This is a genomic window from Candidatus Tisiphia endosymbiont of Ditula angustiorana, from assembly GCF_964026425.1.
GTDB lineage: Bacteria > Pseudomonadota > Alphaproteobacteria > Rickettsiales > Rickettsiaceae > Tisiphia.
Window position 1 is genome coordinate 558,660 of record NZ_OZ032143.1, and the last position, 12,986, is coordinate 571,645.

The following is a 12,986-nucleotide window of genomic DNA, read 5'->3' on the forward strand; positions in this document are numbered from 1 at the left end:
ATGGATATATTTAAGAACTTGGGACTCAAATGAACCTGATAGGAGGATATACGTGAAAGAAGAAATAATACTACAAGGAGTAGAAAAAGTATTAGCAACACTCCATTTAGAACCTGAATTGCGATCTGAAGTAATTGGTTATATTAAAAGCTCAGCAAAAATAGAGCAAGGTTTTCATAAAATGCGTATAGGAGAGCTACATACTGAGCATACTAAGATTAAAAATCGTATGGATAGGTTAACTGATTTATTTTTAGACGGTGATATTAGCAAGGAATATCATGAAGAAAAACGTCAGAAATTAATACAAAAACGTGAAGATATCGTGAGAGAAATAGAAAACCATGATTATGCTGATGATAAATTTTCAGAATGCTTGGTTAACCTAGTAGAACTGGCTTCCGGAGCGTTAGAAACCTTCAAAGGTTCGACTACGGAGGGAAAACGTAAATTGATAAATTTAGTATTTACGAACCTAAAATTAAAAGACGGAAAGCTAGACTTTATGCTACGTCCACCATTTGACGCATTCGTAAAATGACTGAAATCGGAGAATGGTGCACCCTAGAGGATTCGAACCTCTGACCTACGGATTAGAAATCCGTTGCTCTATCCAGCTGAGCTAAGGGTGCGTATACTCAAATGATTTAGAGAATTGGAACGGAAAACAAGGGATGAACGAACGGAGCGTACATCTAGTACGTGAGCATGCGAAATTCCCGCAAGTATTTGCAAAAGCCAATTCTTCAAAGCAGAAGAGTATATATACAAAGATGCTTGTTTTATATCAGCTAAGGTGATCTTTTTCAAGTGCAAAAAATAATAACTTTTTTCTAACATAACTGATTCTTGTATCTAATGGTCAACTTCATCGTTATTTTTGTTCTCGAGCTCTTACAAGAGGGGTGTTACATTATAGTTAAGCCCATAGGATTAGGTGACAAAGAACATAACAATTGTAAATTGTCATTCCCGCGAAGGCGGGAATCTAGATACCTGCTTTCGCAGGTATGACACAAAATTTGTATCACCTAATTCAATAGGTTTCACTATAACAGTCAATTCAGGAGGATTGGGTAGCAGGAGCGATGGAACAACGCCTATATACTTCTCCTACTTCAAGAGTTGTGAAAACAATTCTTGAAGTAGGGAATTATTTAATAATGAGTGCAAAAGGTTCTATAATAGCGGCTTTCACCTTTTGCACAAACTTGATATTTATTATATATATCAATTTAAACATTCTGACTTTATAATATATGCTGCTACGCTTGAAGGAGAGCTAGGGCCTTTAAAACCTAATTCTATTAAAATCTTCCTGCTTTCTTTCACTTGCTGTGCTGCTTTTTCCTTGTCATCTAATAGTGATGTAAGCTTATCTGCTATATTTGATTTAGTACAGTTAAACTGGATAAATTCTGGTAATATCTCTTTATTAGCAATAATATTAATCAAAGAAATATAAGGTATTTTTATTAGTAACTTTATTAAAAAAAAGCTTAATATATTTAATTTATAAGCAACAATCATCGGAGTATTACAAGCGGCAATTTCTAAGGTATTAGTGCCAGATTTTGCTAAAGCAACGGTAGCTACAGCAAAAATCTTAAGTCTAGCACTTGAGAAATGGTAGTTAAATACTGCATCTGATAAAAATGGTTCAATTAAAGATTTATGACTAGGCTCAGCCGTGACAAATATCACTTCAAGATTAGGGAATTGTTTTGCTAGTAGATTGATCGCCGCCGTGAATACCGGAGCATGTTTTGTTATTTCACCTTTGCGGCTACCACAAGTGACACATAACACTTCTGAGTGAACAGGTATTTGTAATTCTCGCTTTAATAGCTCTTTATCTTTATCATCATAAAAATACTGCTCTAATATTGGATGACCAATATACCGACAATCTAGACCTACCTTCTGAAAGTATGGTGGCTCGAATGGCAGTAAAGCCAACAAATAATCATAAATTTTAGCGTATTTCATAGCCCGAGAAGGTTTGTATGCCCAAACGGAGGGTGCGACAATGTGCATAATCTTTAAATTGGGTCGGACTGCTCGAATCTTCTTTGCCACTCTATAAGTAAAGCCTGGCGAGTCTATGGTAATTAACAAATCTGGGGCATGCTGAATTATATCAGCAATAGTACGCTTGATTAGCTTAGTGATCTTAAAAATATGTGGTATAATTTCGACGAAACCCATAAGGTTTATTTGACTAATCGGGAAAAGGCTATGCTCTAACCCCGCTTCTTCCATCTTGCTCCCCCCTACACCAACGAACTCTAATTGCATCTCCTCCAGCTTATAGATATCTTTTAGGCTTTGTATCAAATGACTCCCTATAAAATCTCCTGAAATTTCACCAGCAATTAGATAAATTTTAGCCATTTGACCGCTGCTTACTACATAGGCTTAAATTTTTGTCAATCACAGCAGAATGAATGCCAACACAATTAAGGATCGAATGAAATACATAGTCATGACTAATTTCAGTGCCTAAATGATTGGCTATAGAACTTACCAAATCAGGATGTTTTTTTTTAAATTCATTCGATACCCAAACTAGAAAAGGCACTGTGGTCTGTTCTGGAATCATAGGTCCACCGTGACCGTAATAACCATGTTCTCCCAAAGATTCTGCATGATCAGAAACATACATTAGGATAGCGTTACTATTTTTTAATAGACCTATTACATTATACAAAAAAAAATCTGTATATAAAATGGTATTATCGTAATCATTAATCAACCCTTCAATATCACAACTGCTCTGATCTACCTTAGTAATGGAATTACACTTAGGAGTAAATTTTTGAAATTCTTTAGGATATCTAGCAGAATATTTCCAATGACTACCAGCTGTGTGGATAACTAAAACATTTTTAGTAGTAGAATTTACAATATTATTTTCAATATGAGGTAACATTTCTCCATCGTGATCAAGCCTCTTTAATAAAATAGAACCACTGGGTATTATAGCAAACCTAACTTCATCATAAATTGTAACTGGATTTTTACTTCTTAAGTATCCTACTATACTCTGAGTGCCAATCCAATTAGTGTTAAAACCAAGCATGGTAAAAATTGATAAAAAACTCGTTTCTTCTGTACTTTTGTCTAAGCTACTCGCAGGATGGCGAGATAGAAGAGATGGGACAGAAAGATGTGTGTGATTGGAAGCAGACTGTGCTTTAAATGAAAAAAGATTTTCAACAGAACTTAAATATGGAGTAGTGTCCCTGTGATAACCATTAATACCAAAATGATCAAATCGTGCTGATTCTCCTATTACAAGTACCACTGTAATATTTTGATCCGATTGATCAATGAAAGAAAACTTCTTACTTATATCATCACGCATTGCACTTTTTTTGCTATTTAAAGATAAATATGTATTATGTAAATATTGGATAGGAAAATAACCTTTTAGCAAATTAAACTGCGGCATAATAATATTATTAATGGTAATTAAAAGACAAATTGCCGATAGTAATTTTGTAACGAATAGTTTACTATCTAAAATAGAGAAATGCTTCATCGTATAAATACAAGTAGCTAGGCTAAAAACTAGCCAAACAATTAGCCTAATACTAGCTATCTCATATACTTCATTGAAGTCAGTAGAGAAAAAGCTACCCATCATCTCTTTTGTAGGAGAAATTTTGAAAAGATATAGATAATAGCTGGCAATTGCTCCCGTTATAAATAAAAATATTGCTCCTATTATAAAAACAAGTCGATGAATAGTTAAACCAAAAAAAATGATAAAGCAAGTAAAGCAAATATAAATAGAGTCCTTACTCAACTCCAATATTGCTTTAAAAAAAGTGACTTTGTAGTAGCTGAACTTGTAAACAATAACTGCTGAATTAAAAAGTAGAAAATAAATAAAAGAGAACACCAAAGATAGTTTGATTAGTTTACTATCTAAATGTTTTTGGATTAGTTTTAACATATAAATAACGTACTTTTGTATGGTTGTAACTTAGGTATCATGATAACATCAACACTGCAAGAGTTTTTTCAACTTTTACAAGTTAATAGACCAATTATATCTGTTGATTATGGGACACGAAAAACAGGCATCGCTATCTCAAATCAAGAACATACCATCGCTATGCCTATAAAAACTATATATGAGATAACAGAAGAAAATAAGATCAAATCAATATTAGATTTGATCGCAACCTATTCTAGCTGTGGTGTTGTCGTAGGGCTGCCGATTAGTATGAATGGTCAAGCTAGTGATCAAACTGCGATTGTATTAAAATTCAGCAAAAAGCTTAGTTTAGCTATAAATCTTCCTATATATCTACAAGATGAAAGACTTACTTCCCTTGCTGCCAATAGTTTATTAAAATCGCTAGGAATCAAAAGACGAGAACGTAACCAAAAAGATGATTCAATCGCAGCAAGTATGATTTTAGAAACTACTTTAGATTCTATTAAGAAACTCCACAGAGCCTAAGTGTATCCTAGTGTGGTACAGATACATGAGCGTCATATATGGGACACTGCAAGAACAAACTCAGATAGACTAAAATTCGTACCATAATTGGTTGCGGGGGTTGGATTTGAACCAACGACCTTCAGGTTATGAGCCTGACGAGCTACCAAACTGCTCCACCCCACGATAATGGAAGTGCCTGTGAATTGATTTTTTTTGGTAATTTTGTTGTCAAAATTTGCTTCCGTTCCTCACGTACATTTGTACACTGCTTGTGGGATACTCTCCTGCTTTGAAAAATTGTTTTTTGAAAATATCAGGAACTAGCATACTCATGAAATATGCACCTAGTTCGCTTGTCCCTCATTTTCAAATCCAATTCGTAGGATCGTTCGAGTATACTCAGCTGCATTTTTCCTAAAAATTCCTCAATTCGTAGACACTCCTATAATATACGCACCTACTATGACGTCATCCTAAATTTATTTCAGAATCTAAACTACTTAGTTTTAACAAATCCTCCACCCCGTTCAGGTTGACATCCACCTTGAGTAAAAAGCTTAGCTATATCTTTTTACCAAAACTAAGCCCAGCAAACTTTTTATTAAAGTCACTGATATTTTTATTAGATTGGTTAACAACATTTCCAGATTCTTTAGTCCATGCTGGATGTTTCCTATAATCAACATCCATCAGAATCTCTTCTGCATGACCACCGGAATTTGTTTCAAAAACATCCTTACTGATAATAATTTTGAATTTTTTATATTTTGGGTGTATTCCAGTTTTCATAATGAAGCACCAACTTTTTTTTCAGCTATCTTTCTTTTAATTACCTGTGCTTTATCTGAGAGTACATCACATGATATTTTAAGCATATATGCATCAAAACCACCTACTTTCTCAACAGAACGCATACATTTGGCATTTACCGAAAGCTTATATTCTTGCTTCGTCAGATCACTTACAAACCTCACCACCCTTAGGTTAGGTTCAAATCGTCTTCTAGTTTTTCTTTGTGAGTGTGATACTTTATTACCATATAAAACACCTACTCCACTAAGCTCACATCTACGAGACATCGTGATCTCCCTTCCCATAATTTATAACACAGGATTATACTATATAATAAGGTCTTATGTCAATGTATATTATTATACATTTTCATGGAAATTTTTATGCAAACTTTATGCAAAAATCGTCAACATTTTTGAAGTAGCGAGAACATATCACGCATTGAATAAAGACCGGCTGGTTTATCAAATAACCAAACGGCAGCCTGAATTGCACCATCAGCAAAGGATTCTTTACTTAATGCTTGATGTTTTATACTAAGAACTTGGTTATTACCTAAAAATAACACTTCATGCTCCCCATGTACCTGCCCTCCCCTAATAGAACTAATACCAATTTCATCAGGCTGTCTTTGACCTTTTTGACTACGATTAAATACTGCATATTCATCAAAATCTAAATTTCTAGCCTTAGCTACAGCCTTACCCAACATTATAGCTGTACCAGAAGGGGCGTCTTTCTTCATATGATGGTGACAATCTAGAATCTCTATATCGTAAGTATTATCTAGAATTTTTGCCGCCTTTTCTGCCAGTACTGTAAGTAAGTTCGCACCTAAACTCATATTAGCTGAATATAATATAGCCAAGCTTTTGGAAGCTACGTTTAAGTGATCAAGCTGATATTGAGTCAAACCAGTAGTGCCAATAACTAATTTATTGTTGTAGCTAATAGCATAATCAAGTAATTTTTCTAATATTTCACTGCTAGAAAAGTCGATAATTACATCAGAATTCTGACAAAACACAGCAAGATCATCTATGCTATTTTTTCTAGTAAATGTTGTAGAAAGTGTACAAGCATTAAATCCATTCATTCTTTGAATTATCATCTGCCCCATTTTACCAGTTGCACCACAAACACCTATACAAACAGTCATTTTAATCCTCTATATTGTCTTAAACAATGTACTAGTGGGTTTAAGTTACTGTTCACTATAGTATTTATTACCTCACCAATCAATATAACATGATCTCCTACTTCATATTGACTAAATTTGTTGCATTCAATATGGCAAACTGCCCCCTCAATCAAAGGACAATTAGTAGCACACCCTAAATTATACGAAATACCCGCAAATTTATCAGTGTTAAACTTAGAAAAATGCCTAGAAATATCTTCTTGATTCTCAGCTAGAATACTAACAGCAAAATACTCACTACTAGTAAAAGCACTCATACTAAAAGCTTGTTTATCAAGACAAAACGATACCAAAGGTGGTAACAAGGAAACTGAGGTAAAGGAATCTGCAGTAAAACCAAATAGCTTATTATTGTATAAAGTAGTGATAATAGTAACACCTGTAGGCAAAGTGCTAAGAGCTTGTTTAAATCGTTCGGAATTCACTGTTGAAGCCATTTTTTAGTAATACGGCTAATTGTCCCATCTTCTGTCAATTCAGCAATAGCTCTATTAACACTCTCAATAAGTTTAGAATTTTTTGGCATAGCGATAGCTAGTTCAGATGAAAACTCTGTTAAACTGAAGCTAGCAAGATCAGGATTATTTTCAATAAATTTCTTAGATTGGGATGCCTCTAGTACCACCGCATCTATAACTTTTGACTTTAACTCTTCGACTAGCATTAAATTATTTGATAAATAATTTATTCTAATATTAAACCGCTTAGCTAAATCCTGAACTATTACCGCCCATGTTGTACCAAGTTGTACACCCACAGCTTTATTATCCAAATCTCCAGTATTCTTTAAATTATCTGCTGATCTATACAATATTGACACATTCGTTGATATATAAGGAACTGAAAAGCTAATATGTTTTTTACGCTCTTCGGTTACCGATAATCCAGCTATCACTATATCAACATTTTCAGTAGTCAAGGATGCAAGTAAACCATTAAAATCAAAATTTTTAATTATAACTTTTTTCCCTATTTGTTCTCCTATAGCATTAATAATATCAATATCAAATCCTACTATTTGACCATTTTGGATAAATTCGTAAGGGGGGTTATCTGCAGAAGTTGCAACTATTAAATTTTGTTCCTTAGATTGATTATCACAACCAGTCATCAAAAAGGAACAACATATAACAAGAAAGAATAGCTTTATTAGTTTCATAAAAATCAAATAACTGTTTTAATTAATCTGAGTTCGATGTAATAATTATCCTTCCATACTGGGTATAATGTCATTCCCGCCGTTGCTAAGAATGACATCGAGGGGATTAGAATCGAACTCATGTTAATTATTATCGCACTTCTTATAAGTATATACAATAGACTTTTTTAAAATTTAGCCCTTTACATCCTATTATAATTGTTGTAGCATAAAATTGCTGCTTTTGTAGCTATAGTAATAAACGTGATTTAGAATAGAGGTTGCGGACTCGGGGGCGGTACCCGACGCTTCCACCAAATTAAGTTGTGATAGAAGGATACTACAGGTTCTATCCATAAGCTTTCATGGGGGCGAAATAGGATCGACGTGCTTAATAAAAAAATTATCTTTACTCGGTATAATTCCGCCGGACCTTGTGTCGTTGGGTTAAAAAAAGAAACGCAAATGATAATGAACGTTTCGTAGGAACTGCAGCACTAGCTGCCTAATCCTACGCGGTTGGGGGCTTAACCGGGCAACAGAAAAAGCCCCGCTAGAATTTTATCTTGCATAACTAGAGATATACAAAACCTCATGTGAATAAGGCTTGAATAAGACTATTTAAATTTTGTTCAGCCTATAGCTAACCTGAAAAGGTTTTAGTTATATGTTAATGTTACTAGAAGATATGTCATTCCCGCGAAAGCGGGTAATGACATCAAGGTTATTACTATGGATCAAACATTTTCGGATTAGCTATATCTAGTTTTGTGTTATTTTCTTTATTTAGTTTATAACTATGAACACCCCATATCAACAATTTCTGAACGAATGTATGTTGGAATTTGTAAAAAAGATTCTTTCAAAAATTCGTACCGATAAGTTGCAGATGAATCAACTCTTGTATATTTCTTACAGAACTGATAATCCTGCAGTAGTTTTATCTTCTAGGATAAAAAAACGTTATCCAAAAGAAATCACTATAGTAATACAACATCAATTTGAAGATTTAACTGCAGGACTCAATGGCTTTTCTGTAACAATTAGTTTTGATGGTATCAAAGAAACTATCTATGTACCATTTGATTCGCTTATCAGCTTTGTTGATCCTAATAATGGTTACAGCCTAAAGTTTAAGCTAGAAACAATCAAATCTAATGAATTACCTAACGAGAAGAAAAGAGAAACAATTAAGGTATCTAGCGATTCTAAAAGTAAATCTAATTCAGCAGATAATATAATAGTTTTGGACAAATTTCGGAAACCCAGTAAACCCGTGTAGATAATCTACATAAACTGAGTTCGATGTAACAAGTTAGCCTCTCCTGTTAGGGTTGATGTTACCCTCACGAAAGCAGGAGTCTAGAAAAGTCTAAATAGTTTTCTTGGCTATTTGCGGCAATTGTTTTAGATAGTCTAGGGCGTGTCATCAATTAAGTTGACAGGAGGGTTTATTTGTTGTGTAATAGAGAGAAAATTAAGGATAAATCTTCTCTATGCGTCGATATGCTCTACGTGACGATCAATGGGATCGGATTAAAGATAACCTGGAAGGAAAGAGTCTGTTGGTGTAACAGCCAAGGATAATCGCCTATTTGTAGAAGCAGTCTTGTATAGATATAGGGCTGGTATACCTTGGAGAGACCTACCTAAACGTTTTGGAGATTTTCGAGTGATTCACCTACGTCATTCAAGGTGGAGCAAGACAGGTGTGTGGAAAAAGGTTTTTGAGATGCTGGCTGAAGATGCTGATAACGAGTATGCCATGATTGATTCAACCATTGTTAGGACTCATCAACATAGTGCTGGTGCTAAAAAAAAGAGTTAGATGATGACCAACAACTATATCATGTTAACCTTTATGTCATGTACTGAGAGCATAATCTTCTCCTTTAAACCCATTAATTTATTTGGCATATTTTTCTTAATCCCATGCACCATTTTTAATCCTCTTTCATATAAACTGACGAATAAGTTTTGCTTAATATATCCTTTATCTGCATACATAACTCCAGTTAAACCATCTGTTAACTCAGGTACTGGAATCCTATCATCAACGTTTCCTTTAGTCATTTTTAATGCTAAAAATTGTCCTTTTTCATTAGGCTTCTTTCGAAACTAGACAATGATGTAGAATGGTGTTATAAATATCTGATTTGAAGTAATAATATGAAATTCGATCAGATTAAAGAGTTAGAGGATGAAAAATTTCGTCGATTAACAGGAGTAAAGAAGGGAACATTCTCAAAGATGGTGGATATTTTGAGGCAAGCTGATGGTCTTAAGAAATCAAAAGGTGGGCGTAAAAATAAGCTCAATTTGGAGGAACAGTTGCTGATGGTCTTAGAATACCTTAGAGAATACCGTACTTATTTCCATATAGGTCAGAACTATGGGATTAGTGAAAGTTCAGCATATAAAGCTGTTAAATGGGTAGAAGACACCCTAGTTAAACACCCAAACTTTGCTCTTCCAGGTCGTAAAGCTCTAATGAAGAGTGATATGAATTATGAAGTAGTCTTGATTGATGCTACTGAGAGTCCTATAGAAAGACCCAAAAAAAACAAAAATTCTATTATTCAGGAAAGAAGAAAAGGCATACACTAAAAACTCAAATAGTGGTAGACAAGAAAACACACCAAGTAATATGTACAGATTTTTCTAACGGTAAAAAACCTCAGTACAGGACAAAGAGATTAACAAGGTGATAATCGGAGTAAAGATGGTATTATTGGCTTAATAAATTTTGTTATAACTTCCATCCATTTTTCCATCATTTCTGCAATATTCAAAAATATTCTCTGCAAGTAATCTAAGCCATACCTGAATAAGGATATAGACTTTCTACCATGTTTTTTAAGCTTTATAGGTTTGATAGAATTTTGCCATTGACCCACAACATAAGCAAAAGTAAATGCTATAGCAAGTAAACCAAGCAATTTACTAATTCTATCTAAATGTATTATATGGGTATTTTCAAAATTGAAGCCCCGCGTCTTAAGGCAAGCAAAAAGGTTTTCTATTTCCCATCTTTTTTTATATATATTTAGTGCTATATTAGGGTTATCATAGCTACCAATGATAACCCTAATATACTCAATTAACCTGAAGAGTTGGCAAAATGATTAAAAGTTATAGTCTGAAATTGGTCAGTTATAAGAGTAAGCAAATTACCTTTGTATTTATCAATATTACCAAAAAATCTATCTATAGCTTCTGAGAATTGAGCAAAATTATGGTAAAATTTATTATTTGTTACAATTCTATGCATAAATTTCCATAATCGTTCAATCGGATTAAGATTAGGGCTATAGGGAGGTAAAAATACTAATTCTATTTTGCTATTTACTAGATACTCCTTTACTTTCTTTGACTTATGATACCCAGCATTATCACAAATCAAATATATCTTCTCTTTATTAGGATTTTCTGCTTCTAATTTTTGTAGAAAATTGATTATATAATCACCGTTTACTTTAGGATTATCTGTGCTAACTAATTGCAAATCAGATAAATTAATTACTCCTATTAAATGCTTCCTTTTCCAGCCACTAAATGTTGGTAAAGTTTTATTTTGATTCTTTCTGATCCAACCATAACGGGCTTTTGTTTGATACTGAGGATGAACGCTATCCATAAAATATATAGCTTCTTTAGCCTTGAGATTACCTTTTAACAAACTATATTCTAGCTTAAATAGTTCTTGCTTATCTACATCAAGCTTGCCAGGTACGATCTTTGGCTTTTTATATACAAAGCCTAATCTCCTTAATAGTTTTGTTACTCCTGCTATTGTATAGCTAACACCGTATTTTTCTTCTATGTAATTGCTGATATCTTTGGCATAAACATAATTACATATTTCTAAATGCTCTATTAACTCTTTCTCTTCTAGCTCACTTAGCTTACTTGCACTACCACCGTTAGCTGTCTCTAATTTATTAAATTTTTGATAATCTCTTACATGCTTTCTTATAGCTTCTTCACTTAACAGCAATGCTTCTGCTATTTCTCCATAGCTCCAACCTTTATCATACAGCAAAACTGCCTTAATTCGGTCACATACTCTCCTATCTCGTTCATTACCATGACGTGACTTCAGTGCCGTTCTTTGTTCAGATGTTAAAATATTTCCCATTATCATATTCTAGCTTCTTTCTTCTCTTCCTTCAACTCTTCATTTACGAGCAGTATATAGCACTAAATATATATAAAAAAAGATGGGAAATAGAAAACTTTTTTGCTTGCCTTAAGACGCGGGGCTTCAATTTTGAAAATACCCATATAATACATTTAGATAGAATTAGTAAATTGCTTGGTTTACTTGCTATAGCATTTACTTTTGCTTATGTTGTGGGTCAATGGCAAAATTCTATCAAACCTATAAAGCTTAAAAAACATGGTAGAAAGTCTATATCCTTATTCAGGTATGGCTTAGATTACTTGCAGAGAATATTTTTGAATATTGCAGAAATGATGGAAAAATGGATGGAAGTTATAACAAAATTTATTAAGCCAATAATACCATCTTTACTCCGATTATCACCTTGTTAATCTTTTTGTCCTGTACTGAGGTAAAAAACATGACTTTAGATTATTTAAGGAATCCAAAATTCTTATCCATCCTAAGGTTAAAGCGATTACTGATACAGGATATCAAGGTATACAAAAAATTCACAATAATTCTGAATTACCAAAGAAAAAAAGCAAGAAAAATCCTTTAACTAAAAATGATAAAAAGAATAATCGTAGGTTAGCAGGAGAAAGAGTTCTAAATGAAAACGTTATTGGTATGCTAAAACGGTTCAAAATTATTGCTGACAAATATCGAAATAGACGTAAAAGATTTGGTCTTAGATTTAATTTGATCTCTGGCATTTATAATTTTGAACTACGTCAACCAGTTTCGAAAGAGGTCTATTGCCTTTTATTATGGCAAGCCTTGATTGTCGTTGCATCAATAAAATAACTACCTGTTTCCTCGCCAAATAACAAATGCATAAGAATATTAAGTATCTAGGCATTAACTCCTTGCAACTCTTATATCTACACTATTCTTTCTTATCCCTTATCCCGAATTGACATATAACGGGACTTTCACCCATAAGATTAATGCACCTTTTCTTGGCCATAGTACCCTACATTTTTTATATAACCACTATTAAAATGGCTGCTGATCGTCTATTAGCGAGGAGTCGCTGAAAGCGACGACGCGGCAATCCAGGATACGCGAAGCGTACTAGAAAAAACAGCTTCGCTGTTTACCTAGATCGCCACGGCATCTAAAGATGCCTCGCGATGACGATTATAGAAAAATGTAGGGTACTATGTTTCTTGGCACACACACAAATTCTATTATAGACTCACTCAATACCCAAAAACTTGAAAATTGGTTTACC

General features: G+C 33.6%; 13 protein-coding genes, 2 tRNA genes, 1 other RNA gene and 4 pseudogenes. 8 read left to right on the top strand and 12 right to left on the bottom strand.

The annotated features are described in order from the left end of the window. Window positions 1–52: 52 nt before the first annotated feature. Window positions 53–541: a hypothetical protein gene (locus tag AAGD29_RS02485; protein WP_341758392.1), complete on the top strand. Its 489-nt coding sequence runs from the start codon at window positions 53–55 to the stop codon at window positions 539–541. A gap of 14 nt (window positions 542–555) precedes the next feature. On the opposite strand, the gene AAGD29_RS02490 is transcribed toward AAGD29_RS02485, so the two are convergent. From AAGD29_RS02490 to AAGD29_RS02500, 3 genes are all read right to left on the bottom strand, one after another. After that, a tRNA-Arg gene (locus tag AAGD29_RS02490) sits at window positions 556–632 on the bottom strand. A 598-nt stretch (window positions 633–1,230) separates the two neighbouring features. Beyond that, entirely contained in the window at window positions 1,231–2,394 is a 1,164-nt protein-coding gene (gene lpxB / locus AAGD29_RS02495) for a lipid-A-disaccharide synthase (protein WP_341758393.1), read from the bottom strand. Beyond that, the gene (locus AAGD29_RS02500; RefSeq protein ID WP_341758394.1) at window positions 2,387–3,961 is read right to left on the bottom strand and encodes a phosphoethanolamine transferase; all 1,575 of its coding nucleotides are present in this window, start codon (window positions 3,959–3,961) and stop codon (window positions 2,387–2,389) included. The genes lpxB and AAGD29_RS02500 overlap by 8 nt, the downstream gene beginning before the upstream one ends. A 39-nt stretch (window positions 3,962–4,000) precedes the next feature. On the opposite strand from AAGD29_RS02500, the gene ruvX reads away from it, so the two are divergent. Then, window positions 4,001–4,474 (top strand): Holliday junction resolvase RuvX, encoded by a 474-nt coding sequence (gene ruvX / locus AAGD29_RS02505; protein WP_341758395.1) that lies wholly within the window; start codon window positions 4,001–4,003, stop codon window positions 4,472–4,474. A gap of 88 nt (window positions 4,475–4,562) precedes the next feature. On the opposite strand, the gene AAGD29_RS02510 is transcribed toward ruvX, so the two are convergent. The 6 genes from AAGD29_RS02510 to AAGD29_RS02535 all read right to left on the bottom strand — a co-directional run bounded on the left by AAGD29_RS02510 (window position 4,563) and on the right by AAGD29_RS02535 (window position 7,608). Next, a tRNA-Met gene (locus tag AAGD29_RS02510) sits at window positions 4,563–4,639 on the bottom strand. A 378-nt stretch (window positions 4,640–5,017) separates the two neighbouring features. Then, complete coding sequence (rpmE, locus tag AAGD29_RS02515; RefSeq protein ID WP_341758396.1) at window positions 5,018–5,245, bottom strand: 50S ribosomal protein L31; 228 nt, start codon at window positions 5,243–5,245, stop codon at window positions 5,018–5,020. After that, a complete protein-coding gene (gene rpmB / locus AAGD29_RS02520) occupies window positions 5,242–5,535 on the bottom strand; it encodes a 50S ribosomal protein L28 (RefSeq protein ID WP_341754519.1) in 294 nt (97 codons plus the stop codon). The genes rpmE and rpmB overlap by 4 nt, the downstream gene beginning before the upstream one ends. 119 nt (window positions 5,536–5,654) lie before the next feature. Continuing rightward, a complete protein-coding gene (gene dapB / locus AAGD29_RS02525) occupies window positions 5,655–6,407 on the bottom strand; it encodes a 4-hydroxy-tetrahydrodipicolinate reductase (RefSeq protein ID WP_341758397.1) in 753 nt (250 codons plus the stop codon). Beyond that, complete coding sequence (locus tag AAGD29_RS02530) at window positions 6,404–6,886, bottom strand: flavin reductase family protein (RefSeq protein ID WP_341758398.1); 483 nt, start codon at window positions 6,884–6,886, stop codon at window positions 6,404–6,406. Before AAGD29_RS02530 ends, dapB begins: the two co-directional genes overlap by 4 nt. Continuing rightward, complete coding sequence (locus AAGD29_RS02535) at window positions 6,871–7,608, bottom strand: ABC transporter substrate-binding protein (protein ID WP_341754780.1); 738 nt, start codon at window positions 7,606–7,608, stop codon at window positions 6,871–6,873. The genes AAGD29_RS02530 and AAGD29_RS02535 overlap by 16 nt, the downstream gene beginning before the upstream one ends. 177 nt (window positions 7,609–7,785) lie before the next feature. Between AAGD29_RS02535 and ssrA the strand changes: the two genes are divergently transcribed. The 3 genes and pseudogenes from ssrA to AAGD29_RS02550 form a co-directional block, all read left to right on the top strand. Beyond that, window positions 7,786–8,142, top strand: a transfer-messenger RNA (tmRNA) gene (ssrA, locus tag AAGD29_RS02540). A gap of 244 nt (window positions 8,143–8,386) precedes the next feature. Further along, window positions 8,387–8,869 carry a ClpXP protease specificity-enhancing factor SspB gene (locus AAGD29_RS02545; protein WP_341758399.1) on the top strand — a complete coding sequence of 161 codons (483 nt, stop codon included), beginning with the start codon at window positions 8,387–8,389 and terminating at the stop codon, window positions 8,867–8,869. Window positions 8,870–9,083: 214 nt separating this feature from the next. Then, window positions 9,084–9,406: pseudogene (locus tag AAGD29_RS02550) on the top strand (IS5 family transposase); the annotation flags it as partial. A 23-nt stretch (window positions 9,407–9,429) separates the two neighbouring features. On the opposite strand, the pseudogene AAGD29_RS02555 reads toward AAGD29_RS02550, so the two are convergent. Continuing rightward, a pseudogene (locus tag AAGD29_RS02555) lies at window positions 9,430–9,678 on the bottom strand (transposase); the annotation flags it as partial. Window positions 9,679–9,756: 78 nt separating this feature from the next. Here AAGD29_RS02555 and AAGD29_RS02560 point away from each other — a divergent pair. Then, window positions 9,757–10,274, top strand: a pseudogene (locus AAGD29_RS02560) (transposase family protein); the annotation flags it as partial. 9 nt (window positions 10,275–10,283) lie between these two features. Here the strand turns inward: AAGD29_RS02560 and AAGD29_RS10215 are convergent. Together AAGD29_RS10215 and AAGD29_RS02570 are read right to left on the bottom strand one after the other, a co-directional pair. Next, entirely contained in the window at window positions 10,284–10,688 is a 405-nt protein-coding gene (locus AAGD29_RS10215; RefSeq protein ID WP_410521183.1) for a transposase, read from the bottom strand. Beyond that, complete coding sequence (locus AAGD29_RS02570; RefSeq protein WP_341758400.1) at window positions 10,688–11,725, bottom strand: IS630 family transposase; 1,038 nt, start codon at window positions 11,723–11,725, stop codon at window positions 10,688–10,690. The genes AAGD29_RS10215 and AAGD29_RS02570 overlap by 1 nt, the downstream gene beginning before the upstream one ends. Between AAGD29_RS02570 and AAGD29_RS10220 the strand changes: the two genes are divergently transcribed. Further along, window positions 11,707–12,141 (top strand): transposase, encoded by a 435-nt coding sequence (locus tag AAGD29_RS10220; protein ID WP_410521168.1) that lies wholly within the window; start codon window positions 11,707–11,709, stop codon window positions 12,139–12,141. The genes AAGD29_RS02570 and AAGD29_RS10220 overlap by 19 nt on opposite strands. Before the next feature lie 19 nt (window positions 12,142–12,160). Further along, a pseudogene (locus AAGD29_RS02580) lies at window positions 12,161–12,481 on the top strand (transposase family protein); the annotation flags it as partial. Window positions 12,482–12,986: the final 505 nt, after the last annotated feature.